Genomic DNA, 26,281 nt, shown 5'->3' with positions numbered 1-26,281 from the left:
ATAATCGATATATAATGAGCCGATTATAATGAAATCATGCAAAATGCTCGTGATAACAGCCAATTATTCCATAGTCCCGTTTTTTGTAAACCGCTGAGATTCTTCAGGAAACATAAGCGTTGTAATTCCAAATTTGAAACACCTATTTTCGAGCAACTCATATAATAATAAGGAAATTAATAATATGTAAAAATAGAAGGCATTTCCGCAAAGGGAATTGCCTTCTATAACTTTAGTGCACAATTATATTGTTAATGATGAAGCTCAAAAGCAGCCGGGTCAGATGATAGTGCATCCAGTTCGGCAGCCAGCTGCTGCCAGCGCTCCGGACCGTCGGACATGCTCAGAGATGCTTCCGTTGCCTCTGCCCATTCGGCGATCTGGCGGTGCATCTCCCGGACCGTCTCCTGGAATCTCGCATTCAGGCCATCGATGTAATAAGCAGCCAGCCGTTCACGCTGTTCCTCCAGCAGCTGACCGATCATGTTGTCGATTCGGGCAGTTACTTCTGTGCGCAGCTTCTCCCGTCCTCCCTGTTCAAAGAAATGACGAGGATTACGGAACATGGACCAGAGTGACTTCCAGTCCAGCGCCTGGGACAATGCCAGGGGCGGCAGCTGAGGTGTCTCCCAGCCGGATGGTTCGTAAGCAGACAGGCGTAGTCCCTGTGCACCGGCTTCCGCTTCACGGCCATAGGTTCTCATGCGCTCGCTGATCAGCTGACGGGCAGCCTTTTCCATCCGCAGCGTGGTGGCCAGCACTTCCTGTTCCAGCTCAATGCCGACACGCCGCTGAAGTTCGCGTCCACAGGCGGCAAAGTCGGCTTTCAGATCGGTAGACTCCTGGTTCAGCTGTGCCGGGTTGAAGATTTCCGGTATCCATTCCAGTGTCTTGAGGCGCACGCGCTGACGCACATGGAACAGCAGCTCTCCACTCTCTTCCTGCACTCTGCGGTCCGGCTCGGTACGTGCGATACCGCTGACTGCTTCCCGTGCTGTCTGCTGCTCGGTCATAAGCTGCTGTCTGCGCTGGTGACGATAAGCCTCACCCTGCCTTGCAGCCTGCTCCCAGGAGAGAATCATGTCCCGGATACGGCCGATTTCTTCCAGCGCAGCATGTACAGCCAGCCCGGCCAGTGTCTCATCGGCAAATGTATTAAAGCTCTGCTGGAACTGGCGGAATCCTTCGTCCTGACCATGCAGAGCACGGCGGCTGGACAATGCATGAATATTGGGCTCACGAATGCCCGCTGTATTCAGCTCGCGGACGATCCGGTTCACTACGTCATCCTTTTCCTCTTCCGATGAAGCCAGATCGGAAGCATTCACGATAAAGAACATATTATCCAGGGCTAGACTGCCCTTGACCCGTCCCAGCTGCTCGAGCAGCTGACGGTCGCCAGCGGTAAAGGCGTGATTGTAATAGGTTACAAACACCAATGCATCCGCAGACTTCATATATTCAAACGTTACACCGGTATGACGGGCATTGACCGAGTCAGCACCCGGTGTATCGACCAGCACCATCCCCTGGCGGGTCAGATCACAGTCATAATACAGATCAATCCGGCGGACAAAGCAGGACTGCTGCTCTTCCGATACATATCCGCGGAAAGCTTGCATATCGGCGACCACTTCTTCACCCAGATGACCGGACATCTGCTCCCAGCCAGCTGCTGCAGCCATAATAAAGTTGTAGTGCGCACGGGCAGAAGGATGAATGCGCGACGGAGACAGTGCAGCCACCGCTTTGCGCCAGTCCTGATTGAGCGTACGATCCGGCAGACCAAGCAGCCGCAGTGCTCCGCTGATATCCTCCTGCATTTCTTCCGCATCCTTGAGGAAGACAACGGCAGTTCCGTGCGGATGAGCAGCGTCCGCTCCCATAATCTGCGTAATCGCCGCCGTCATCGGATGCGGCGAGACCGGCAGCACCGGCCCACCCAGGAGGGCATTGGCAAAAGAAGACTTGCCTGCACTGAATGCACCGAACAGTGCCAGGGTAAACTTGCCATCCTCCATTACACCGGCACGGTGGCGCAGCTCTTCGGCCTGGGAAGTCATACCCGGCAGTCCGCTGATCTTGTCAGCGGTATGACGCAGCCGCTCAGCCGTATCCAGCAGACGCTGTCTGCGCGCCGACGATCCAGTCCCGGCTGCCTGCTTCGATACAGTCTCAGATGCTGCTTCGTTGATAGCTTCCATTTTCGTTGCAGCAAAACCTTTATCGCTTCCGGCTGAGGCATCATATGACGCAGCAGAAGACAAAGCAGGATTATTATTCTCCCGCTGATCTTTTACAGACAAATCACTTCGCTTCTCTTCGGCAGACGGACGATTCATCGCTCCAGTCTGTTCTGCCTGTGAAGATAAAGGATGACCCGCAGCGGTATTCTGCCCGGCTGACGCCACTTCGATACGCGGCAGCCAGTCCGGTACTTCGGTCTCCCGCTGCGGCAGCAGACTGCGAACCGCCTGATCCTGCTGCTGCATCTGCTGCTCGGTTTCCTGCTGACGCAGCAGATCATCATAACGCACCTGCAGCTGCTTCTGTTTAGCCTGCAGATCAGCCAGCTGGCGATCGATCTCGGGCTGCAGTTGTTCCAGCAGCCGATCTGCTGCTTCCAGTGCTGCCCGGCGATAGCGGGCAGCGGTCTGCTCGCGCAGTGCACGCGTATAATTAAGCACATATTCCCCGGTGACCGCCATATCCTTGCCCGCACCATTCTCGATATCAGAGGCTGTTATCTCTGGCAGCGATGCTGTCAGTGCTGTCTCCTGCTCCTCATTCCATAATTCATGCTCCCGGCTCCAGCCGCGCAGCAGGCCGCGTACATGCACATCCAGATGAGCGGCTACCTGCTCCTGAAAAGCCTGCAAAAACGTCTGTCTGCGCTGCTCGCGCTCCTGCAGCGTTTTCTCTCTGGAAGCGAACAGTCCTTTTTTGAATCCGGGACGTTCACCTTCCAGATAGAGCTGGGCCAGATCACGCAGATCGGCCGGTGTCAGATTGGCCTGCTCCATCAGCCGGCCAATCTCCCAGCTCCATTTCTCACGCAGCGCCTTGAGATTGCCGGACAGTTCGGACTGCCGCTGCTGCAGCTGTGCGATTTTCCCGCTCAAGGCAGGCAGATCATCCGGCTCCTGCTTGGTATCAGGCTCTTCTTCGGAATGATCCTGCTCCATGGAAAATTCCACTTTTTCGCCCGTATCGTCCATTTCAGTCTCGTCCGCTTGATCTTCCACGTCTATCGACATTTGCTGAACAAGCCACTTGCTGTGTTCCTCTGCCAGCTCCCACGCTGCCTGTGACAGGCTGTAGCGTAGCAGCGGCCGATGGTCCTGCAGCAGCTCGCCAATCACTTCCCGGAGACGCTCCAGTCGGCCATACGAATGATCGGGCACCTGGCGGGAGACATACAGCACACCTGCAGGCTCAATCCCCCGTCTGGCAAAAGCCTGCTCAACCCCTTTACGATAATCGGCAAAGGACAGCTCCTGATCTTCATGCTTGTCGATCTGGTTGACGATCAGATACAGCGGCTTGCCCCGTTCGTACAGGGTGCGGGCAAAGGAAAGATTCGTCTCAGACTGCACATGATTATAATCCATTACATAAAAGACAACATCGGCGCGGTGCAGTGCCGAATAGGTAGCTGCTTCATGAGCTGCATCTGTTGAATCCACGCCGGGCGTATCCAGCAGCACCCCATGCTGTCCAAGCAGCGTAATCCGGTCCCATAGCTCCACGGATTCATAGTCGCCGCCATTTTTGCAGTACTCATCCAGATCGTTCAGCCCGATCTCCAGCTGGTCGCCTGCGTGCACATGCACAACCGCCCGCGGCTCTCCGCAGCGGATAGCTGCAATATTGGCGGTAGTCGGCACCGGGCTGGTCGGCAGTATCTGCTTGCCGCACAGCCAGTTCATAAGGCTGGATTTGCCTGCCGAGAAATGACCGCAAAACGCCAGTACCAGCTCCTCCGAGCGGTACTTTAGCTGCAGATCATGGGCCTTGCGAGCAGCGGCGTGATTTCCCTGCTGGTTTAATTCTTTTGCCAGCTGCTCCAGAATAAGTTCGAATGAATCTTCTCTCTGCGTTGTAATCGCTTGCATCAGTATGTCCTCCGTCACTTTCTGATGATGGTTCAATCGGTGTGTTCCTGTGCTGATTCGGTACAGGCGACAGTGATGCGCCTGCATATTATTTTAAAATTTATCCTTATCTGTATTGTAGCACTGTATACGATGTATCGGAAACCAGTGATCCATTTTAAAGTCGATCTACAACAAAAAAGCTTTTTATAGACGATCCCTGCGAACAGGGATGCATCGTATAAAAAGCTTTTGAGCCGCTGGGAGATCATTCGCTGACAGGCAGCCGTTCTCCACAGACGTGATGTATTAAACTACGCTTGCTTCCGTTTCCGCAACCGGAACCAGAATTTCAAACAGTTTGCCGTGCTGCAGAATCGTGATGCCTCTGCCTTTGTCTTTCATCACGACTACATCGCGCTTTTGTGCCATACGCTCGATGTAATGTTCCGGAACATCGCCGGAATAGTTGACAGTGATGCCTTCAACTACTTTTTCTTCGTTTTCGGCCAATTCTTCAGCAACGATCTGCTCGAAGATATCGGAGAATTGCTCAAAGTTATCAGTGTAGACGGAAATGCATTTCATAACGTTCGACCTCTTTTTATGTTGTAGTGTTAGATTGCTTTCCCTTTGCTCTGGAGGCACGCGGCTTGGCGGGCTTTTCCTTGATCAGAAGGGATGTTTTCATTCTTTTTTTGCCTTCACGGCAAATGTCGAGTAATGGACAGATCTGACAGGCCGGGTTTTGCGCCTTGCAATGATACCTTCCAAAAAAGATAAATCGGTGATGGGATAGCGTCCATTCGTCGCGCGGCACCCGTTTCATCAATTTACGTTCCACTTCCAGTACATTGTCTTTCCAATTTGCGAGACCCAGTCGTTTGGATACCCGTTCTACATGAGTATCAACGGCAAAAGCAGGCACTCCGAACGCATTGGATACGACGACGTTGGCTGTCTTGCGGCCCACACCCGGAAGCTGCACGAGCAGATCATGCTCACCTGGCACGTCGCCGCCATACTGTTCGATCAGAATCCGGCATAAATTCTGGATATGCTTGGCTTTGCTGCGATACAAACCGATCCGCCGTATATCCTGCTCCAGCTCTTCCAGTGGCACGTTTAGATAATCTTGCGGTGTACGGTATTTCTGAAATAAATCAACCGTTACCTTATTGACTGTTGCATCTGTACACTGTGCGGAGAGCAGTACGGCAATCGTCAGTTCAAAGGCATTGCTATGATTAAGCTCGCAGTGGGCATCGGGAAACATGCCGGCAAGCGTGTCCAGAATATGTCTTACGGTAGCGGCATTCATTTTCATTCCTCCTGCAAAAAACCGCCTGTTCACGATATGGATCGTGATGCAGACGGTATCGTCTCACGGTACCTGATGATGGGATTGCTGGATTACGTGTCAGACTCTGATGCTCCATCTTCAATGACAATACAATTCGTATCTTAACATGTTCTGACTGTAATTGCACGTATACTTTACATGAAATTTCAGTAATTTTATTGGCGATGATTGCAATTGTTCAGCAGTCGGACGATTAACAGAAAATGACATAAAAAAGGACCAGCCCTCCCTGCGGATAGGAGAGGCTGGCCCGGTCAGACAGGATACCGTTAACCGGATATCCTCCTGTTTAGGAATGGATCAGGATACACCAAGGTATTCCTTGATGCCTTTAACGACAGATGCGGCAATCTGATCCTGCTTGGCGGAATCCATCATTTTGGATTCTTCCGTCCGGTTGCTGATAAAGCCCACTTCGAGCAGTACGGCAGGCATTGTCGTTTCACGGATAACATGGAAGTTACCGTATTGTACACCGCGGTCCTTAAAGCCCGTAGCGGCTACAAAATACTTGTGGATCGTCTGTGCCAGCTTTTTGCTGCTGCTGCGCTGGTAGTACGTCTCCGTGCCCGAGGCAGCAGATGAACCGCTGCTGTTCGCGTGAATGGATACGAATACGTCCGCATTCAGCTTCTCGGCCACTTTGACACGCTCCTTGAGTTCGAGGAACGTATCATCCGAACGTGTCAGCACGACATCAATATTCGGATCGTTCTTGAGCAGTGCCTCCACTTTGAGTGCCAGTGCAAGGTTCAGCTTCTTCTCGGTCGTCTGGGAGCCTACAGCACCCGGATCCTGGTAGCCGTGACCTGCATCAATCACGACAACCTTTTTGCCGGAATGACCTACCGAAGAACCCGGCTGTGTTGCGCCTGTCGTCGAATCCGGCTGTTTGGTTGTACCGTTGTTCGCTGTCAGATCCACGATCAGCAGACCCTGACCTTCGTTGAACACTTCGTAGTTCCGTTCTTTTTTCAGATCGATAACGATACGTACACTGGATGGATCGGTACTGTACTGCGAGTAACGAACCTGGGAGACATTATCGTTATTGGGCACAGCCAGCGTAGCAATTTGCCCCGCTTCTGCATTGACCCCCTGGGCAAAACCTTTACCGAAATCGGCATTTGGCAAATCGACCACGATCCGGTTCGGTGAATCCATTTTTGATACTTTTGGCGTCACGCTCTTATCCAGCGTCACCAGCAGGCGACTTTCACTGAAGCTGATGCCGTTCACCAGTGCAAGACCGTTTTCGGGAGTTGCATTGTCCGCGTCCGAAGTCGTTCCTCCGCCGGTGCTCGTGCCCGTCGATGTCAATGTGACGATTTTGTCGCTGTTGTTCCAGTGAACTCCGATACCCATCTGTTCACTTACCAGTCGGATCGGTACCAGTGTAGTGCCATTTTGAACGACCGGTGCGGTGTTCAAGCTGTACGTTTTGTTGTCTACAGAAGCTGCATTCTTGCCAATATACAGCTGGATGGACTTGCCTTCACCATCAATATTGACCTGTCCGGCAGATTGATCCCATTTCACCTGATAGCCAAGATTCTGGGAAATGACCCGAATCGGCACCATCACCGAGCCCTTGATATTCTGCACGTCTTCCGGAATGCTGAGCTGTTGACCGTTCAGTACAACTCTCGTGTCTGTGGCAGCTTCGCCGATATGGGGAAAGGACCACATAAACACCAACAAAAAGACTAAAAAACCTAATTTCTTCATTCTTCACCCCTACCATTCCCGTTTTGATTACCGAACTACCCAGCACGGCTGTACCGGCAAATGTTATTACCAGACGACATATTAGACGCTTGCACTCTGCAAAAGTTGCGAGCCAATTTTCATTTCCGGGCGCTTTTCTTGATTCTGCGCTGTCCTTTTTTAAGCATGATGGACGAGATCGCAGAGCCTGCCTCGTCTGCGCCGGATTGGCATCCGCAAAAAAAAATGCATAAGGATCTGTCGTAGCTAATATCGACAGAGTTATGCATTTTTGTAATAACTATTTGTAAATTGGACGGTACAAAATGTTAATATCGGTCATTCTCCTGCAGAATCAGGCAAACAGATGGGCACCTCTGGATTGCTCATACGCTGTGATCGCAGACTCATGCTGAAGCGTCAGACCGATATCATCCAGTCCCTGCAGCAGGAACTGACGACGGTGCTCGTCAAGATCAAAGCCAATATGCAGTCCATACTCATCGGTGAGCTGCTTGTTCTCCAGATCCACTTTCAGGCGATATCCTTCATGTGCATCCGTGCGCTCAAACAGGTCCTGTACCTGCTCTTCCGACAGCTTGATCGGCAGGATGCCATTTTTGAAGCAGTTATTATAGAAGATATCCGCAAAGGACGGAGCAATAACGCAGCGGAATCCGTAGTCCATGATCGCCCACGGCGCATGCTCACGGGAAGAACCGCAGCCAAAGTTCGCACGGGAGACCAGCACGGATGCTCCCTGGTAACGCGGCTTGTTCATATCGAAATTCTCGTTCACATTGCCCTCTTCATCCCAGCGCCATTCGTAGAACAGGAACTGGCCGAAGCCTGTCCGTTCGATCCGTTTCAGAAATTGCTTGGGAATGATGGCATCTGTATCTACATTAACCCGGTCGACCGGTGCGACAATACCGTTTAACTGTTTGAATGGTTCCATTGATGAAGACTCCTCTCTAAAATACCGTACTTAGTTCAATACAGGTTCATTCTTGAATTCCCAGTCACGAACATCGGTAAAGCGGCCGGTGATCGCTGCTGCTGCCGCCATTGCCGGAGAGACGAGATGCGTACGTCCACCGCGACCCTGACGTCCTTCAAAGTTACGGTTGGAGGTCGATGCGCAGCGCTGACCCGGTTTCAGTACATCCGGATTCATCGCGAGGCACATGCTGCATCCCGCTTCACGCCATTCAAAACCGGCTTCCTTGAAAATTACATCCAGTCCTTCTTTCTCAGCCTGGATTTTGACGCGGCCGGAGCCGGGTACGACGATTGCTGTCAGACGATCGGATACTTTGTAGCCGCGCGCCACCTCGGCGGCAGCACGCAGATCCTCGATCCGTCCGTTGGTGCAGGAGCCGATAAATACATAATCGACCGGAATCTCGGACATTGGAGTACCTGGTACGAGATCCATATATTCAAGCGCCTTCTCGGCGGCTCTGCGTTCATTTTCAGTGGTGAAGTCGGCCGGATTCGGTACAGCCGAAGTAATATCGGTACCCATACCCGGGCTGGTGCCCCAGGTCACCTGCGGAATCAGTGCATCCACATCAAATTCAAGCACGGTATCGTAAGCTGCACCTTCATCGGTCGTCAGCTCTCTCCAGCGGGCAACCGCTTCGTCAAATGCGGCACCCTGCGGTACATACTGGCGTCCGCGCAGATAGGAGAATGTCGTCTCATCCGGTGCGATCAGTCCTGCACGCGCTCCGCCTTCGATCGACATATTGCATACGGTCATACGCTCTTCCATGGACAGATCACGGATGGCTTCACCGGTGTACTCGATAACATACCCTGTAGCGAAGTCGGTTCCGTATTTGGCGATGACGCCGAGAATCATATCCTTGGCTGTTACGCCCGGCTTGCGCGAACCGTTGAAGCGGATTTCCATTGTTTTGGAGGTGGACTGCTGCAGACACTGCGTCGCCAGCACATGCTCCACTTCACTCGTTCCAATTCCGAATGCCAGCGCGCCAAACGCACCGTGGGTCGATGTATGGCTGTCCCCGCATACAATCGTTTTGCCCGGATGAGTCAGGCCGAGTTCAGGTCCCATAACGTGAACAACACCCTGGTCAATCGTATCCAGATCGAACAGCTTGACACCAAAATCACGGCAGTTCTGAGTCAGCGTATCAATCTGCTGCTTGGAGATCGGGTCAGTAATATTGAAGCGGTCAAACGTAGGTACATTATGATCCATTGTGGCAAAAGTAAGTTCCGGACGACGAACCTGACGTTTGCTCAGACGCAGACCTTCAAATGCCTGCGGAGAAGTTACTTCGTGAACCAGATGCAGATCGATATAGAGTACGCTCGGCTTGCCTTCTTCCTGATGAATTACGTGGTTATCCCAGATTTTCTCATACAATGTCTTTTTGCTCATTATTCTCACCCCATCATGGATTGTGATCCCAAGCTGCTGCATGTTCGGTGGGATGCCGGTGAACCGGTGTCCCGTAGAGATCGGACCTGAAAATGCACTGCTGCTCTTTTTTACTGCTGAATGACTGTCACTCCACCACTGCATAATTTGCAATATGTGGAAAAAGATCGGTAGTTACTTTATCGGCGGCCTGTATCGTTTCAACAGGCTTTTTTATAATGATTACAATATAACATTGTGTGTGCGATAGGTCTAAGATATTATATCTATAGAAGTTATAGGTTAATCTTATAAGAGAATGATGATTAAAGGAGACATTCCATGGAACTCAGACAACTACAATATGCGCTGCAGATTGCTGCAGAACGCAATTTCTCCCGTGCCGCCGAGAAGCTGCATATCGCCCAGCCTTCCCTCAGCCAGCAGCTGTCCAAGCTGGAAAAGGAGCTTGGCGTACTGCTGTTCCAGCGTAATACAAGCACCGTCGAATTGACTCATGCCGGATCAAGCTTTGTGGAACATGCTCAGAAAATTATCGATTCGGTCGAACAGCTGCGCAAGGAAATGGCGGATATCTCCCAGCTGCAGAGCGGGCGCGTCATCGTCGGCAGCATGCAGATTACCGGCTCCCATCTGCTGCCGCATGTACTGCCTGTTTTTCGCGCAGCCTACCCCCAGATTGATGTGGTACTGCTGGAAGATACATCGCTTAATCTGGAAAAGCTGACCGCCAGCGGCCAGACCGATCTTAGCCTGCTCGCGCTGCCGCTGACCGAATCCTCACTGACGTACGAACCGGTAGCGGAAGAACGGATCGATCTCGCCGTACCTCCTGCTCACCCGCTCGCCCAGCGTTTCCTCGCAGGTGATCATACACCGGTCAAGCTGTCCGAACTGAAGGATGAGTCTTTTATCGTACTCAAAAAAGGACAGGGCTTCCGCAAAATTGTGTTTGATGTGTGCAGCGAAGCCGGCTTTGAGCCGCAGGTTGTGTTTGAGAGCAATAATATCGAGACGATTCAGTCTCTTGTCGCTACAGGTATGGGGGTTACGTTTGTGCCTCATTATATCGCCCGGGCGCGACGCGGTGAATTTCTTCCGGTCTATCTGCCTTTAGAAGAACCTGTTCCGAGCCGTACTCTCGTTATTGCCCGGCGCAAAGGACGCTATTTATCCAAAGCGGCTGAAGCCTTTATCGAGACATTCAAGGAAACAATGGTCAACGTAGTTACCCATGAAAGAGTCTAGCCTGCCGTAAGAGATTATTGCAAAGTGCGAATGGAACGAACAGAGAAAATGGTAGCTAATTGACTCGTACTCATCATTTTTTCCTTCTATACTATAGTTACAAATAACTGCTGATTTTCAATCGTACATTTTTCGGTTAACTTTCCGAATTATTACTCGTGTCGGTTACAGATTGCTGAGAAAATCGATATAGCCGCTGACACTGCCTTCAATCCGTTCATCTGTCGACTTATATTCCGCATCGTAAAAAGCGGTATAACCTCTGTAGTCGGCATTGATATAGTTAAATGTCATCTCAAACGGCAGTAAAATCTGTTCCAGCGTATACTTGTATTTGCCTGCAGGCGAATAATCATCTTCGCTGACTCCTGCCGTCACCGCCAGCGCTGTACGACGATTACGCAGCCGATCGCCGGTAGAGCCAAAAGCCCAGCCATAGGTCAATACTTCGTCCAGCCATTTCTTCATAAGCGGTGTACAGTTGAACCAGTATAACGGAAACTGCAATACCAGACTGCCATGAGATTCAACGAGTGCCTGTTCCCGCTCTACGTCAATATGCCCATCGGGATAAGCCTGATATAGCTGATGAACAGTGAATTTATCCGGATATTTCGCCAGCTCGCTGACCCAGCGCTGATTGACCCGGGATTGTTCCATATGGGGATGTGCCACAATAACCAGTGTTTTCATAATAACCTCCATTTGCTTTTATGATTTCCAGCTCATTGTAAACCCCTTCCGCCTGTCCGGGGAAGTACGCAAAATAAGGTTAGATACTAACCTCAAGGAGAGTGTAATATGACTATGGAATCGTATAATCTCACCAATACGAATCTGAAAGATACCGGATTCGGCTATACCCTTTCCCTTGTCGGTGGCAAGTATAAAATGATTGTGATGTACTGGCTCTACGAGCATCAACCGGCAATGCGATACAATGAACTCAAACGCTGTATTGGAAATATCTCTTTCAAAACACTGAGTAATACATTAAAGGAGCTGGAACGGGATCAGCTGGTCATCCGTACGGAATATCCACAGATTCCGCCCAAAGTTGAATACAAACTGTCTGCAAGAGGACTGTCCCTAATGCCTATTTTGAATATGATGTGCGAGTGGGGAGAACGTAATCAGTTGAATGTTCAGCAGGATTCGTCCGTAAAATACGAAATGAGTGAATAGAACAATAAACCAATAAATTAGCCACGTCATCCATTGGCAGTCAAGAAGTTGTTTAATTGTTAGTTGATTATTAAAAGTAAATATAGTAGGATGAGACCATATGGTTTATGCGCTTGCCGCTTGCGATGCAGGCTGCGGATGTCCGGCGGCTCCCGTATCCGCTCAGGTGAAGCAGCACAACAATAATCCGGAGGTTTTTACATGAAAATTGATATCTGGTCCGATTATCAGTGTCCTTTCTGCTATATTGGCAAAACAAGACTGCAAAATGCACTGTCCCAGTTTCCGCATGCGGAAGAAGTAACCGTCAACTACAAGAGCTTTGAACTCGATCCTTCGGCAGAACGTGATATTCCGCTGAATATCTATGAGAGTCTGGCCAAAAAGTACGGCACTACCATTGAACAGGCACGCGAGATGAATGTGAACGTAGGTGCCCAGGCAGCCCAGGAAGGACTGGACTTCAAGTTCGATACGATGATACTGACCAACAGCTTTGATGCACACCGGTTAATGCAGTATGCGGCCGATCAGGGCAAAGCGGAAGAGATGAACGAAGCGCTGTTTCGGGCCTACTTTACCGAATCCCGTCATATCGGTGACCATCCTACACTGATCGATATCGCAGAAAGTGTCGGTCTGGATCGTGAGCAGACTGCTGCTGTGCTGGAGAGCGAGCAGTATGGCGATCTGGTACGTCGTCAGGAGCATCTGGGCAGCCAGCTGGGAATTACCGGTGTGCCGTTCTTTGTGATCAATGACAAATACGCCGTATCCGGTGCCCAGCCGACCGAAATGTTCACCAAAGCACTGAACGATATCTGGGCAGAAGACCATCCGCTGCAGATGCTCGGTAATTCGGCAGATGGCGAGATGTGCACAGATGGTTCCTGCGCGGCTCCGCAAGATCGTAAATAATCTCCATATGCGATATGCACTTTTGATCCGATGTCTTCATTAGCTGAAGCATATATTCCCTATATCGTTAATCAAAGCCCATCATTTCCGATTCTCATCCTTGCAGATCAGAATCGGAATACCGTCTTCTTCCAAAAAGGCGGATATGGGCTTTTTTGTTGTATATAATTTTGTGAATTAGACCTCTGTACGTACTGTCCCGCATGTCTGTATCCTGGTATGATCCACTTTTTCAGCTTACATCTTTACTATTTTTTCCCTTTTCCCGATAACTAAGAGGTAGTCCAATATACGGAAAGGAGAAATACCATGAAAATCAGTTCACCACAAATGTACCCGCTGAACCCGGAATTTCTTCAAAAAGCAGCATCCAGTATCAAACCGCCTGCATCTGAAGTGCCTAACAAAGGAGTACCCGCTTCCATTCTGGCCTCCAGAAACTCCATGATTGGCGGACTTGTTGATGTGAAGAACATGAACAGCACCGATATGGAAAATGCTCTAAATGATGCGGTAGATCGCTGGAATAGCAAAGATCTCGGTATGATGTACAACCAGCTGCAGAATCAGTACACGATCCTGTCCAACAGCATTGCCGGCACCAGCACATGGAGCAGCGACAAACGGACCGAAGAACAAGCCAAGCTGCAGGAGGTTTTTGGCCTGGCAGCATCCAGAACTGCCGAACTGGCCACCAGCTCCCGAGCCTATTCATCCTTTATGTCGCTAGATACACTAAAGGATGTACGTATGCAGATGACTGAGGCACTCAAGACCAAAGTAGGGATTAAAAGTCCGATTCCTAGTTCCACGTCCACTTTTGAACAGCTTCAGCAGCTTGACTACAATATGAAAAACGCTTCTCTGCAAATGCATCAGCCTTCACTGATTCATGAGACCATTCCTCACTATGTGGATGATAATGCGCTGGGCTATGCGCTCGGTACAATCAAAGCAGCACTCAATTATAATCTTCAGGAAAGCGGCATTCCCGGAGACTGGATCAAAAATGTCAATGATCGATTTAACGATTATGCCTCCCGACAGATTAACACTCTTCAGGACAGCCGGGCAGCCGCTCAGGAAGCAGCACCGGATGTACAAGCGATCCAGGATCTGATCAACAGCATCAAAACGACAGACAACGGATATCCAATGAGCTACATATTTGCTTCTTCACCTGTAATTGATATCCGAATTTAAAATCAATACAAAAAACGGGACAGCATAATGAGGAGCTGTCCCGTTTTTATTTGCAATTTTGTCTGGATACTGTGTATCTGCTGTTCTGTTGTTGTATCTGCTTTATCTTCAGCGAAACTTGCGGGCATACCACTCGGCTGCGGTCTGTACTTCTGCTGCCGTGAGCTGATGTCCATTATTTTCCCAGTGCATCGTTACATCCGCTCCGGCATCAGCCAGCAGACTTCCCAGCTCTTCGCTTTCCTGACGCGGAATAATCGGATCATTGGTACCCGAAGCCATAAATACCGGAATACCTGTCAAATCTGGCAGAGTCAGGCTGCGCAGCGGGACCATCGCGTGGTGCAAAATCGCTCCCTGCAGGGAGGTGGCATCGTGGAACAGCAGACTGGCAGCGATATTGGCACCGTTGGAATACCCGACAGCCACCACTTTTCTGCGGTCAAATCCATATTCCTCTGCCGCAGCATCCAGAAATGCATTCAGCTCATGGGTGCGAGCGATCAGATCGGGTTCGTCAAACACCCCTTCTGCCAGTCGGCGGAAAAAACGGGGCATGCCATTTTCGGATACATTGCCCCGGACACCGAGCACCGAAGCTTCCGGTGCCAGTAGTTCCGCCAGCGGCAGCAGATCATGCTCATTGCCGCCGGTTCCGTGCAGCAGCAGCAGTACCGGCTGATTGAGGTCGGTTCCCTGTTTGAATATATGCTTCATTGTAGTTGTCATCTTATTTCCCCTCCACTTTGCGAACCTGGATGGGCAGCAGATTGCTCTCGATCAGCGCGCGCTGCGGTTCATACCATTCCGGCAGCATCAATTTGCTGCCCATCTCTTCAGCGGTCTCGTCATTGGCAAAGCCTGGAGGATCGGTCGCAATCTCGAACAGTATGCCCCCATCTTCCCGGAAATACACTGCATTAAAGTATTGACGGTCGATAACCGGGGTAGGCTGGAATCCGGCTGCAGCTACCTGTTCACGCCACTGCTCATGTTCTTCAAAATCCGCTGCCCGCCAGGCGATATGATGAACGGTTCCGGCGCCGCCGATACCGCGCGGCAGATCACGTGAATTAACGTCAATGATATTACCGATATCACCGGCTGCTTTGAAGCGTACATATCCATCTTCTTCGCCAATCCGGGTCAGTCCAAGCACATGCTCTACCGTATGCAGCGTACGTTCCGGACGTCCGCTGAACAGTACACCGCCGCCGAATCCTTTGATCGCCTGCTGTGGAGTGATGCCATCCCACTCCCAGGTGCTGAGTGCTCCTTCTTCACGTTCCGCCAGTTCAATACGCAGTCCATCATAATCGGTAAAACGAAGCAGCTGCTCCCCAAAACGCTCTGCCTTTTCCACATGCACGTTCAGGCGATTCAGGCGTTCTTCCCAGAAAGGCAGTGCGCCAGACGGTACTGCAAATACGGTAATACCCAGCTGACCTGCGCCGATTACACCTTTACGCGATCCCGGTTGCGGGAAAAAGGTTACGATTGTCCCCGGGCTGCCGCCCTCATTGCCAAAGTATAAATGATAAACTTCCGGTGCATCAAAGTTAATGGTCTGCTTCACCATACGCAGTCCGAGTACTCCTGCATAAAAATCAACATTGCGCTGCGGGTCTGTAACGAAAGAAGTAATGTGGTGAATTCCGGCTGTACGAAGTGTCATGAATTCCAGCTCCTTTTGGATGGTTGATAGGATAGTTGCCAATGTAGCTTGATGTAATCACATGTTGTTGTGAATGTTCAAGTATTAAATATCTTTAATTGTAGATAATTTCTATACCTTTATTATATCCACTCTGGACAGGAAGAAAAGGGGGTAAAGCAAAACAGTTTTGAAACCACAACTAACTAACTTTTGGTAAGTAATAATAACAGCTATTTGGCCTAGTCTTCTGTAAGATGTTCGACCGATGCCAATGAAGTCAGCTGGTAGTGTCCCCTGTCATACAGAAGTTCCGTAATGGAACATTCCGGAATCAGTGTGCTCTGCTCAGCAATGAACCGGGGATGCCAGCGCCTAAGTTCACTCTCGGACAATACGCCGACGAGAAAGTCTGTAATAAGTCCGCCATGAGTAACAATCACTACTGTGCTGCCAGCCGGATGTTCTGCTGCCAGTTCGGACAATACGGAGTTCAGCCTCTCTCCCGCCTGACGGGCTGAATCTCCCACCGGGGGGATGTATTCGCGGTCTGCTGTACACTGCTCCCACATTTCCACGAATTGTCCAAAAGTCTGGCCTGGCAGATCTCCCCAGTTCGCTCGTTCTCTCAGACGTTCATCTGTCTTTAATGAACAATGAACAGCAGCAGATATATATTCAGCCGTCTCGCGGGCTCTGCGCAGCGGACTGGTTACAACGGCAGTTACCGGCTGATTGCGCAAATATTGTGCTGTACGTATAGCCTGCTGTTTCCCCTCGCTGGTGATAGGTACATCACCAGCTGCTCTTTCTTTGATACCGTGTCTTACCAGCAGAAATGTGATGCTCATGGCCTGACCCTCCTTTATCCAAAATCGGTTCTGATGTAAGCGTTACCCGCTTATCCAAAAAGAAACCGTTCATCCGGCAGCAGTATGCAGTCAATGAACGGTTCTTAATCTTTCTTATTCTATTATATAGGCACTCTCTGCCTGTATCCATTCTAGGTGCATCAGTCCTGATGACGGTACAGCTCCGGGCGGCGGTCTGCAAATACGGGAATGCGTTCACGCACTTCTTCTGACAGATCCAGATCGATCGTCGCAGTCAGAATGCCTTCTTCTTCGCCACTCTCGGCCAGAATCTCTCCCCATGGATCAATGACCATCGAATGACCGAAGAAATGACTCTTCTTATCCCGGCCTACCCGGTTGCAGGCAATGACATACATCTGGTTCTCAATCGCCCGCGCGGTCAGCAGCGTACGCCAGTGGTTCAGACGCGGATGCGGCCATTCTGCCGGTACGAACCATACTTTGGCTCCGTCCAGCGCAAGTGTACGGGCCAGTTCCGGAAAACGGATATCATAGCAGATCGAGGCGGCTGCCGTAATATCTCCCAATGGGAACAAAGCCGTCTGTTCGCCAGGCTGCATAAATTTCTCTTCATCCATCAATTTAAACAGATGAATCTTGTCATAGCGGGCGGTACGCTCACCATCCGGGCCGAACACATACAGCGTATTATAAAAGCCGGACTGCCGCTGCTCGGAGATCGAGCCGGCTACCAGCGTAATTCCGTAATGCCGGGCGGTCTCACTCATCCAGAATGTATAAGGCCCATTCTCCGGTTCAGCCAGTCCGTCCAGCCGATCCAGCGCATAGCCGGTATTCCACATCTCGGGCAGCATGATTACATTGGGTCTCGGATGAGCTTCCATTGCCTGACGAATCCATTCTTCAGCCCGCTGCAGATTGGCCTCCGGATTGCCCAATTCAATATCCATCTGGATCAGGCTTATATGTAATGTACGCATTGTCATTCATCTTCTCTCCTTACCATTCAATTCCGGCTGTCAGCACCGGCATAATCGTTTCTGTTTCCATCATATCCTTAGTATTCTGATAAAATCAATGCCTATTCACCTCTTCCAGAAAATACCCCTATACTCATCGGAAAAATCGTGATAGATTAGGAAGACTATGTACATTTTACCCAAAATGAAGCCACCGGAGTGATGAATACAATGCAAAATAACAACCACGGCACAGGCTCTGCTTTTGCAATCAAGCCTGCCGGTATCATGAATCAGCTGCCCGAGCAGTTTTTCGCCAAACTTGTTCAGGATGTGAATCGGCAGGTCGCTGCCGGACATGATGTGATCAATCTGGGACAGGGCAATCCCGACCAGCCGACCCCTTCTCATATCGTTGAGGAACTGAGGGAAGCGGCAGGCAATCCGCAGTATCACAAATATTCGCCGTTCTCCGGGTATGCCTTCCTCAAGGAAGCTGCCGCCCAGCGCTATAAGGAAGATTATGATGTGGATCTGGACCCCGAGACGGAAGTGGCCATACTGTTTGGCGGCAAGACCGGATTGATTGAAATCAGTCAGATTATGCTGGAAGCAGGCGATGTCTGCCTCGTGCCTGATCCCGGGTACCCGGATTACTGGTCCGGCGTAGCATTGGCCGGTGCAGAGATGGCTTTTATGCCGTTGACCGAAGATCATGCTTATTTGCCGGATTACAGTGCAATCGCGCCCGAGACATTGGAGCGTGCCAAGCTGATGTTCCTCAATTACCCGAACAATCCGACCTCTGCGACCGCTCCGTATTCTTTCTATGAAGAAACGGTGCAGTTCGCACGGGAACACCAGATTGTGGTTGCGAGTGATTTTGCCTATGGTGCGATCGGTTTTGACGGTCAGCAGCCGGTCAGCTTCCTGCAGGTGCCGGGCGCCAAGGAAGTGGGCGTTGAATTCTACACTCTATCCAAAACTTACAATATGGCCGGCTGGCGCGTTGCTTTTGCGCTCGGCAACAAAGAAATCATTCGCCTGATCAATCTGATGCAGGATCATGTGTATGTCAGCCTGTTCGGCGGCATTCAGGCGGCGGCAGCGCGTGCACTGACCGATGACCAGCAGTGTGTCACCGATCTGGTGGCCATGTACGAGTCCCGTCGTAATGCTTTCTTTGAAGAACTGGACCAGATCGGCTGGAAAGCGGAAGCACCCAAAGGTTCCTTCTTTTGCTGGCTGCCTGTACCGGAAGGCATGGGCTCCAGAGAATTTGCCACACTGCTGCTGGAACAGGCACATGTCGCGGTTGCACCAGGTATCGGCTTTGGTACCAAGGGTGAAGGTTATGTACGTATCGGCCTGCTGACTTCGGAAGAACGTCTGCGTGAAGCGGTTCGCCGGATCGGTAAACTGAATCTGTTCTGAAAAACTTGCTGGAAGCAAGCAATGCGGTGCTTGGCAAAAGCAGCGGAACGTGCTATTCTAATGTGCAATACCAGCTACGCCGAGAACATGAATATCAGATGGATAAGCTGCTGCAGCCGCTATACTGCTGTGAGAAAAAGCATTCCACTGACCTTATGATGATATAACTGCAATGACGGGAATAGTAAGCAATATCGCAGCGTGTATAGAGAGTGAATCCCACGGGCTGAAAGGATTCACCGTTTGCCTTTGCCGAACCTGCCCCCGAGCATTCAGCGCCCAAACGCTGAACGGTCCCCCACCGTTATCCGGGATTGGAGCCGGACAGAAGCATTTTCTGTCAACAAAGGTGGTACCGCGGAAGTACAGACTTTCGTCCTTTTGTATCAACAGATACAGGGGATGAAGGTCTTTTTTTATGAATTAAAGGAGTGAACAAACAATGGTACAACAGCGTATTGTCGTCAAAATCGGCAGCAGCTCGCTGACAGGTCCCCAGGGTGGACTTAATCATGAAGCAGTGAATTTTTTTGCAGCAGAAATCGCTGCCCTGCAGCAGGCCGGATATGCCGTACTGCTGGTCACCTCGGGTGCAGTGGCGGCAGGCTTCCGGGAAATCGGCTACAGCGTACGTCCCAAGCTGCTGCACGAAAAGCAGGCTGCCGCCTCGGTCGGTCAGGCGCTGCTGATGCGTGATTATCAGGAGGCGTTTGGCAGGCACGGCATTGTCAGTGCCCAGATTTTGCTGACCCGCAGCGACTTTAATCATCGCAAACGGGCCGCCAATGCCAGCATGACGATCGAAGAGCTGATCAAACAGGGCGTAATCCCGATTATCAACGAAAATGATACCGTATCAGTAGATGAACTCAAATTCGGTGATAATGATACCTTATCCGCTCTCGTTGCCAATCTGGCCAAAGCGTCCAATCTGCTTATTCTTACCGATATGGATGGATTATACACAGCCGATCCGCGCAAAGACCCGAATGCGGTGCGGTACGAACGAATCGATGAGATTACGGATGAAATCTATGCGATGGCCGGCGGCGCAGGCTCGGCTGTTGGTACAGGCGGTATGCGCTCCAAAGTCGATGCAGCCAAAATCGCTACCCGCGGCGGGGTGCCGGTATTTGTCGGTCAGGTACGCGATGCCGGTGATCTGCTGAATGCAGCCCGTGGTACCGGAAAAGGTACTTATTTTACAACCCAGAGCTCTTCCCTGCCGATGAAAAAACAGTGGCTCGGCTTCCTCTCTATCCCGCTCGGTACGCTGATCGTGGACCAGGGGGCCGAAAAAGCACTGCTGCACGATGGACGCAGTCTGCTGCCCGTTGGCATTCGCCAGGTAGAGGGCCAGTTTCACAGCGGCGATGTCGTCGAAGTACAGAATCTGCAGAGAGAGACACTGGGACGCGGCATCGTCAACTATGATCATGATCAACTGCTGCAGATCGCCGGACTGCCCAGTACTGAGATTGCTGCCAGACTCGGTATTCAGGATATTCATCACCTGGAAGCCATTCACCGGGATGAGTGGATTTCACTTTAAGCAGAGATTATGGAGTATCGCTGGATGACTGCAGTTCATCATTTTCATAAAAAAATAATCAAACCCATATAAACATTCCAATCAGGAGGGATTTCCAATGAGTGAAGTTGTTGCCAAAGCTACACTGGCCCGTCAGGCTGCCGGTGCGCTCGCCAATCTGAGTACATCTGACAAAAATGAAGCGCTGCTGCTTATGGCTGAAGCGCTGGTTCATCAGGCAGAAGTTATTATGATAGCCAATCATGAAGATATTGAACGAGGACGGCGTGAAGGGACTTCCGAGTCCATGCTTGACCGTCTGCGTCTTGATTATACACGTATCGAAGCAATCGCTTCGGCGCTGCGCCAGATTGCCGATCTGGACGATCCGGTTGGTACCCTGCTGGAGACGATGGAACGTCCGAACGGATTAATTATTGAGAAAATCCGTGTGCCGCTCGGGGTTATCGGTATTATTTATGAAGCACGCCCGAACGTTACCGTGGATGCCGCCGGTTTATCACTCAAAACAGGCAATGCTGTCGTTCTGCGCGGCGGGTCTGCGGCATTGTCTTCCAACCGCAAAATTATCGAAGTGCTGCACGAAGCGCTGGAACGCTCTGCCATGCCAAAAGAAGCCCTTCAGCTGATTGAAGATGCCGACCGGGCTTCTGTGAATGAATTGATGCGCCTCAATGGTCTGATCGATGTGATTATTCCGCGCGGTGGCAGCTCATTGATCCAAAATGTGGTTCAGAACTCCACCGTACCGGTGATCGAGACAGGCGCGGGAATCTGCCATACATTTATCGATGCTTCGGCGGATGCAGATATGGCCCGCGATATCGCGCTCAATGCCAAAGTGCAGCGTCCTTCGGTCTGCAACTCGATGGAGACACTGCTCGTTCATACCGACTATGACCAGCAAGCGTTCCTCCAGCTGGCTGAAGCACTGCGTCAGCATCAGGTAGAAGTTCGCGGTTGTCCGCTTACGCGTGAGCTGCTGCCTTGGGCGGAAATAGCGACCGAGCAGGATTATGCGACCGAGTACAATGACTATATTCTGAATATCAAATTGGTGAGCAGTCTGGATGAAGCGCTCCAGCATATCGCCACCTACAGCACCAAGCATTCCGAATGTATCGTTACCCGCGATGAAGCCCATGCAGCCCGCTTTATGCAGGAAGTGGATGCGGCAGCCGTCTATCACAATGCCTCTACCCGGTTTACCGATGGATTTGAATTTGGCTTTGGTGCAGAGATTGGCATCAGCACACAGAAGCTTCATGCCCGCGGCCCTATGGGACTGCCTGCACTCACTTCCACCAAATACCGGATCTACGGCAACGGACAGATTCGTCAATAAACGGCCAATCCGTCAATGAACAGCAATGATTTGGATATTTTCAAATTCCACTATTGTATACACGTATGAAATGCATGCAAGATGATCTGCTTATACAGGTCATAGAGAAAGGATGAAATCAATTATGGGTCACTCAGCACAGCAACAAACACTTATTCAGGAACCGATTTGCTTTTATGGCGCAGGTTCGATGGCTGAAGCTATTCTGCGAGGATTGGTACACCGCTCGGTTGTCGTACCGGGACAGGTTACGATGCTCAACCGTGGTAATCAGGAACGGCTTCATTATCTGATTCAGCGCTACGGTGTATCGGTAATCGGCCATGAGTCGGAACGCGAAAATGTACTGCGCACTTCCAAAATTATCATTCTGGCGATGAAGCCAGCCGATGCAGCAGAAGCGCTGCGGGGACTCGGCCCGCTGCTCAGTCCCGACCAGCTGCTCGTCTCTGTCATTGCCGGGCTTTCCGTTGAAAGTATTCAGCATCTGCTCGGTCAGGCTCAGCCTGTCGCACGTACCATGCCGAATACGTCCAGCACCATCGGTCTTGGCGCGACAGGCATCGTCTTCTCGGATGAAGTATCTGCCGACGCAAGAAAGCTTGTGCGTCATCTGTTTGAAGCTGTTGGCACGGTTACGGAAATCGAGGAAAACCAGATGGAGACGCTGACCGGTATTTCCGGAAGTGGTCCCGCTTATATATACTATATGATGGAAGCGATGATCCAGGCGGGTATCGAGGGCGGACTGACACCAGAGCAGGCACGTGAATTGACGGTGCAGACCGCAATCGGCGCAGCCCACATGGTGCAGCAGACAGGCGAAGACCCGGCTGATCTGCGAGCCAAGGTCACGTCCCCGAATGGCGCGACCGCTGCGGCTGTGAAGGTATTTGAAGAAGAACACATGAAAAATACCATTGTTCGTGCGATTCAGCGCTGTACAGAACGCTCTCGCGAGATGGGAGCCGTATTAAAGGAGGAAAATTCATGAGCTACTGTATCGCCTCTTACCGACTTTATGATGACAAAGCGGATTTCCACAAAAAGGCCCAGTCTATCGCGATCGGCATGACCGTCGGCAGCTGGACCGAACTGCCTGCCGCCAAGCAGGAATCGATGAAAAAGCATCTGGGCGAGGTTATCTCGGTTGAAGTACACGAGCCAGCCGGAGGTGAGCGTTATGCCGATGTGCGTATCGCTTATCCGGATGCCAATTTCAGCAGTGATATTCCTGCGCTGCTCGTTACTGTATTTGGCAAGATTTCCATGGACGGACGTATCAAGCTGACCCATTTGGAGTTCTCCGAGCCCTTCCTGAGTCATTTTAAAGGACCAAAATTCGGCATTCAGGGTGTACGTCAATTGCTGGGTGTACCGGAACGTCCACTGTTAATGAGTATTTTCAAATCGGTAATCGGTCATGATCTGGATGAATTGACCCGCCAGTTCAGCGCTCAGGCACTCGGCGGTGTAGATCTGATCAAGGATGACGAGATCCTGTTCGAAAATGAACTGACACCGATCGAGAAGCGTGTAGCCGCCTGTCGGCAGGCTGCTGAAGCCGCTCAAGCCGAGACCGGCAAAAAAGTGCTGTATGCCGCCAATCTGACCGGTCATACTTTCCAATTGAAAGAACAGGCCAAAAAAGCAATTGATGCCGGTGCCAATGCCCTGCTGCTCAATGTGCTGTCTTATGGCTATGACGTATTGTCCGAGCTGAGCGCCGATCCGGAGATCAACATTCCGATCATGGCTCACCCTGCACTTGCAGGTGCCTATTACCCATCCCCTTACTATGGTATCTCCGCTTCGGTACTGCTCGGGCAGCTGATGCGATTGGCAGGAGCGGATCTGGTGCTGTTCCCTTCTCCGTATGGATCGGTAACGATGCCGCGCGAGGAAAATATGGCAATCCGTGAGCAGCTCATTACCGGCAGCCTGCCGTACAAGCAGAGCTTCCCGGTTCCATCTGCGGGCATTCATCCAGGGCTTGTGCCATTGATTCTCAAAGACTTTGGCACCGATGTGATCATCAATGCGGGCGGCGGTATTCACGGCCATCCAGGCGGCGCCAGTGCAGGCGGAAGAGCCTTCCAGCAGGCGATTGATGCCGCGCTGGCCGGTGTATCCCTGGCAGATTATGCGGTTCAGGGACATACCGAACTGGCTCAGGCAATTGAGATCTGGGGGGCAGAGCAATGACATCCAGACAGCCGGTTATTTTTTGCGACTTTGACGGTACGATTACCAATACCGACAATATTGTCGCGATTATGAAGCATTTCTCTCCGCCGGGCTATGAATCCATCATGCAGGAAGTCGTCGCCCAGAAACGTTCCATCCGCGATGGAGTAGGTGCCATGTTCGCGCTGATGCCTTCTTCCAGCAAAGACGAAATTGTCGAGTTCGTCATGACTCATGCGGGCATTCGCGAAGGGTTCCAGGAGTTTTTGAATCTGGTGCGTGAGCATCAGATTCCATACTATGTCACCAGCGGAGGAATCGATTTCTTCCTCAAACCGCTGCTGGAGCCATTCGGTATCCCGGAAGAGCATATCTTCTGCAACAGCGCCGACTTTTCCGGAGAACATATCGAGATTCTATGGCCGCATCCATGTGACGAGCACTGCCAGAACGATTGCGGTATGTGCAAAACGACCGTCATGCGTGAATTTCCGCCTGAGCGATATGAGCGCATTCTGATCGGTGACAGTCTGACTGACTTTGAAGGTGCACGGATCGCTGATCTGGTCTACTCGCGTTCAGTACTGACAGAGAAATGCCAGGAGCTGGGCGTACCCCATGTCCCGTTCCAGACATTCCATGATATTATTAACGATTTCCGACAAAGAATAGGAGCGATTCACTCATGAGCTTTGTGAACATACCTCTTGAGCAAAAACAGGCTGCACTGCAAGAGCTGAGCGGCATCAAGGAACAGTTTGCTGCCCGCCACTGGTTTCCCGGTACAAGCGGCAATCTGTCGCTGCGTGTAGGCGACTATACCCCGGATAACTTCCACTTTGCGATTACCGCCAGCGGCAAGGACAAATCGGTCAGTACGCCGTCCGACTTCCTGTTCGTCGATCAGGACGGCCGTCCATGCGAGACAACCGGTCTCAAGCCGAGCGCAGAGACACTGATCCACTGCGAGATCTATCGGGAAACAGGCTGCGGAGCCGTATTCCATGTGCATACCGTATTTAACAATCTGGTCAGCGAATATTTCGGTGAGCAAGGGGCGGTTCCGATCCAGGGGCTGGAACTGATCAAGGCTTTTAACATCTGGGAGGAAAATGCGGCAATTACGATTCCGGTATTACCCAACTATGCCGAGATCCCCAGAATCGCTGAGCTGGTGTCCGGTGTATTAAACCCGTCCATTCCCGGTATTCTGCTGCGTGGTCATGGTATTTACGCCTGGGGGAAAAATGCCTTTGAAGCCAAGCGCCATCTTGAAGCATTTGAGTTTATTTTTGAATATATTTACCGAGATCTGCTGCTGCGCAAATCCTGAGCAGTTGTTCCAGAACAATAAAGCCGAACGAATGATTTTTTTTCATAATGTACGTTCGGTTTTAGCGCAATGAAAGCGCACAAAAAAGCTGACATTTTTTAGAATGTCAGCTTTTATTGTATAAAAAACTATTTTATTATTGCCCTTTGCAACAAATACCCGTATACTGAATTAAATTATAAAAACAGACGTACAGTATCACGTTGATTCTGCACATCTGAAATTGCGTGTTGCACAAAATAAGTTTCAGATCATGAACCCATTTGTGGCAGCAAATGAGTCCAATTTATTCTCTGAACAATTACACTTTTCTTGGCCGATCAGTGAATAATTCTTATTTTTGTGGAACAGTCAGTTGGTAACCAGCAGGCAGCAGGTTGTTGGCAGCAACCAGTTCGTCTACAGTTACACCGTATTGAGCAGCGATTTCAGTCAGGCTGGCACCTTGTGGAACAACAACAACGATATCTTGTTTAGCTTCTGTTTTGGTTGGAGCAGTTGTCTCGGTTGTTGGGGCAGCTGCTTCTTCTTTTGTAGTTGTATCTTCTTTAGTACCGAACAGGGCGTTGAATTGAGCTTCTTGTGCAGCCAGGAAAGCAGCATTATCAGCAACAGCTTCTGCTCTGTCTTTGTTTTTGTCGTGGTTGGATTTATCGGATGCTGCGAAAGCGTGAGTTCCTCCGATTGCAACAGTTCCCATACCTGCTGCTACTACTGTGGACAATAACACTTTTTGAATTTTTGCGTTCATGGTTTTAACTCTCCTCTAATTATGTTTTTTTACATCGATATTTAAGTAAACTCCTGCAGCCAATCCTGATGCTTATCTTACTGTGTACTCTGGTAGATG

At 50.7% G+C, this 26,281-nt stretch carries 23 protein-coding genes and 1 other annotated feature; of the genes, 11 read left to right on the top strand and 12 right to left on the bottom strand.

What is annotated here, in order from left to right; all coding sequences use genetic code 11:
- Nucleotides 1-251: 251 nt before the first annotated feature.
- The 6 genes from WH45_RS14465 to leuC all read right to left on the bottom strand — a co-directional run bounded on the left by WH45_RS14465 (nt 252) and on the right by leuC (nt 9,577).
- Nucleotides 252-4,115, bottom strand: coding sequence for a dynamin family protein (locus tag WH45_RS14465; protein WP_046215210.1), 3,864 nt, complete (start codon nt 4,113-4,115; stop codon nt 252-254).
- 288 nt (nt 4,116-4,403) lie between these two features.
- Nucleotides 4,404-4,682: a hypothetical protein gene (locus tag WH45_RS14460; RefSeq protein WP_046215075.1), complete on the bottom strand. Its 279-nt coding sequence runs from the start codon at nt 4,680-4,682 to the stop codon at nt 4,404-4,406.
- A 16-nt stretch (nt 4,683-4,698) separates the two neighbouring features.
- Complete coding sequence (gene nth, locus WH45_RS14455) at nt 4,699-5,415, bottom strand: endonuclease III (RefSeq protein ID WP_046215074.1); 717 nt, start codon at nt 5,413-5,415, stop codon at nt 4,699-4,701.
- 342 nt (nt 5,416-5,757) lie between these two features.
- A complete protein-coding gene (locus WH45_RS14450; RefSeq protein WP_046215073.1) occupies nt 5,758-7,185 on the bottom strand; it encodes an N-acetylmuramoyl-L-alanine amidase family protein in 1,428 nt (475 codons plus the stop codon).
- Between the two features lie 334 nt (nt 7,186-7,519).
- Nucleotides 7,520-8,122, bottom strand: a complete 603-nt coding sequence (gene leuD, locus WH45_RS14445; protein WP_046215072.1) for a 3-isopropylmalate dehydratase small subunit — start codon at nt 8,120-8,122, stop codon at nt 7,520-7,522.
- Nucleotides 8,123-8,152: 30 nt separating this feature from the next.
- Nucleotides 8,153-9,577 carry a 3-isopropylmalate dehydratase large subunit gene (gene leuC / locus WH45_RS14440; protein WP_046215071.1) on the bottom strand — a complete coding sequence of 475 codons (1,425 nt, stop codon included), beginning with the start codon at nt 9,575-9,577 and terminating at the stop codon, nt 8,153-8,155.
- A gap of 321 nt (nt 9,578-9,898) precedes the next feature.
- Between leuC and WH45_RS14435 the strand changes: the two genes are divergently transcribed.
- A complete protein-coding gene (locus WH45_RS14435; protein WP_046215070.1) occupies nt 9,899-10,825 on the top strand; it encodes a LysR family transcriptional regulator in 927 nt (308 codons plus the stop codon).
- A 165-nt stretch (nt 10,826-10,990) separates the two neighbouring features.
- Here the strand turns inward: WH45_RS14435 and WH45_RS14430 are convergent, their stop codons facing one another.
- Nucleotides 10,991-11,518, bottom strand: a complete 528-nt coding sequence (locus WH45_RS14430) for an NAD(P)H-dependent oxidoreductase (RefSeq protein ID WP_046215069.1) — start codon at nt 11,516-11,518, stop codon at nt 10,991-10,993.
- A 114-nt stretch (nt 11,519-11,632) separates the two neighbouring features.
- Here WH45_RS14430 and WH45_RS14425 point away from each other — a divergent pair, with 114 nt between their 5' ends.
- From WH45_RS14425 to WH45_RS14415, 3 genes are all read left to right on the top strand, one after another.
- The gene (locus WH45_RS14425; RefSeq protein ID WP_046215209.1) at nt 11,633-12,010 is read left to right on the top strand and encodes a winged helix-turn-helix transcriptional regulator; all 378 of its coding nucleotides are present in this window, start codon (nt 11,633-11,635) and stop codon (nt 12,008-12,010) included.
- A gap of 201 nt (nt 12,011-12,211) precedes the next feature.
- Complete coding sequence (locus WH45_RS14420) at nt 12,212-12,928, top strand: DsbA family oxidoreductase (protein WP_046215068.1); 717 nt, start codon at nt 12,212-12,214, stop codon at nt 12,926-12,928.
- A gap of 309 nt (nt 12,929-13,237) precedes the next feature.
- The gene (locus tag WH45_RS14415) at nt 13,238-14,131 is read left to right on the top strand and encodes a hypothetical protein (protein ID WP_046215067.1); all 894 of its coding nucleotides are present in this window, start codon (nt 13,238-13,240) and stop codon (nt 14,129-14,131) included.
- Between the two features lie 108 nt (nt 14,132-14,239).
- Here WH45_RS14415 and WH45_RS14410 read toward each other — a convergent pair whose 3' ends face one another.
- The 4 genes from WH45_RS14410 to WH45_RS14395 form a co-directional block, all read right to left on the bottom strand.
- Entirely contained in the window at nt 14,240-14,848 is a 609-nt protein-coding gene (locus WH45_RS14410; RefSeq protein ID WP_046215208.1) for an alpha/beta hydrolase, read from the bottom strand.
- A gap of 13 nt (nt 14,849-14,861) precedes the next feature.
- The gene (locus WH45_RS14405) at nt 14,862-15,806 is read right to left on the bottom strand and encodes a ring-cleaving dioxygenase (RefSeq protein ID WP_046215066.1); all 945 of its coding nucleotides are present in this window, start codon (nt 15,804-15,806) and stop codon (nt 14,862-14,864) included.
- Between the two features lie 221 nt (nt 15,807-16,027).
- Nucleotides 16,028-16,636, bottom strand: coding sequence for a histidine phosphatase family protein (locus WH45_RS14400; protein ID WP_046215065.1), 609 nt, complete (start codon nt 16,634-16,636; stop codon nt 16,028-16,030).
- A 161-nt stretch (nt 16,637-16,797) separates the two neighbouring features.
- Complete coding sequence (locus WH45_RS14395; protein WP_046215064.1) at nt 16,798-17,607, bottom strand: carbon-nitrogen family hydrolase; 810 nt, start codon at nt 17,605-17,607, stop codon at nt 16,798-16,800.
- Between the two features lie 204 nt (nt 17,608-17,811).
- Between WH45_RS14395 and WH45_RS14390 the strand changes: the two genes are divergently transcribed.
- From WH45_RS14390 to mtnB, 7 genes are all read left to right on the top strand, one after another.
- Nucleotides 17,812-19,014: a pyridoxal phosphate-dependent aminotransferase gene (locus tag WH45_RS14390; RefSeq protein ID WP_046215063.1), complete on the top strand. Its 1,203-nt coding sequence runs from the start codon at nt 17,812-17,814 to the stop codon at nt 19,012-19,014.
- A 163-nt stretch (nt 19,015-19,177) separates the two neighbouring features.
- Nucleotides 19,178-19,398: a binding site (T-box leader), on the top strand.
- A gap of 58 nt (nt 19,399-19,456) precedes the next feature.
- Entirely contained in the window at nt 19,457-20,566 is a 1,110-nt protein-coding gene (proB, locus tag WH45_RS14385; protein WP_046215062.1) for a glutamate 5-kinase, read from the top strand.
- A 97-nt stretch (nt 20,567-20,663) separates the two neighbouring features.
- Nucleotides 20,664-21,911: a glutamate-5-semialdehyde dehydrogenase gene (locus WH45_RS14380; RefSeq protein WP_046215061.1), complete on the top strand. Its 1,248-nt coding sequence runs from the start codon at nt 20,664-20,666 to the stop codon at nt 21,909-21,911.
- Between the two features lie 124 nt (nt 21,912-22,035).
- Nucleotides 22,036-22,905, top strand: coding sequence for a pyrroline-5-carboxylate reductase (gene proC / locus WH45_RS14375; RefSeq protein ID WP_046215060.1), 870 nt, complete (start codon nt 22,036-22,038; stop codon nt 22,903-22,905).
- A complete protein-coding gene (locus WH45_RS14370; protein WP_046215059.1) occupies nt 22,902-24,116 on the top strand; it encodes a 2,3-diketo-5-methylthiopentyl-1-phosphate enolase in 1,215 nt (404 codons plus the stop codon). The genes proC and WH45_RS14370 overlap by 4 nt, the downstream gene beginning before the upstream one ends.
- Nucleotides 24,113-24,787 (top strand): 2-hydroxy-3-keto-5-methylthiopentenyl-1-phosphate phosphatase, encoded by a 675-nt coding sequence (locus WH45_RS14365; RefSeq protein WP_046215058.1) that lies wholly within the window; start codon nt 24,113-24,115, stop codon nt 24,785-24,787. Before WH45_RS14370 ends, WH45_RS14365 begins: the two co-directional genes overlap by 4 nt.
- Complete coding sequence (gene mtnB, locus WH45_RS14360) at nt 24,784-25,431, top strand: methylthioribulose 1-phosphate dehydratase (protein ID WP_046215057.1); 648 nt, start codon at nt 24,784-24,786, stop codon at nt 25,429-25,431. The genes WH45_RS14365 and mtnB overlap by 4 nt, the downstream gene beginning before the upstream one ends.
- 334 nt (nt 25,432-25,765) lie before the next feature.
- Here the strand turns inward: mtnB and WH45_RS14355 are convergent, their stop codons facing one another.
- Nucleotides 25,766-26,182, bottom strand: a complete 417-nt coding sequence (locus tag WH45_RS14355) for a LysM peptidoglycan-binding domain-containing protein (protein WP_046215056.1) — start codon at nt 26,180-26,182, stop codon at nt 25,766-25,768.
- Nucleotides 26,183-26,281 lie beyond the last annotated feature (99 nt).

Origin of the sequence: Paenibacillus wulumuqiensis, assembly GCF_000971965.1 — a bacterium.
Classification (GTDB): Bacteria; Bacillota; Bacilli; order Paenibacillales; family Paenibacillaceae; genus Saccharibacillus; species Saccharibacillus wulumuqiensis.
This window is presented reverse-complemented; position numbering and strand designations above follow the sequence as displayed.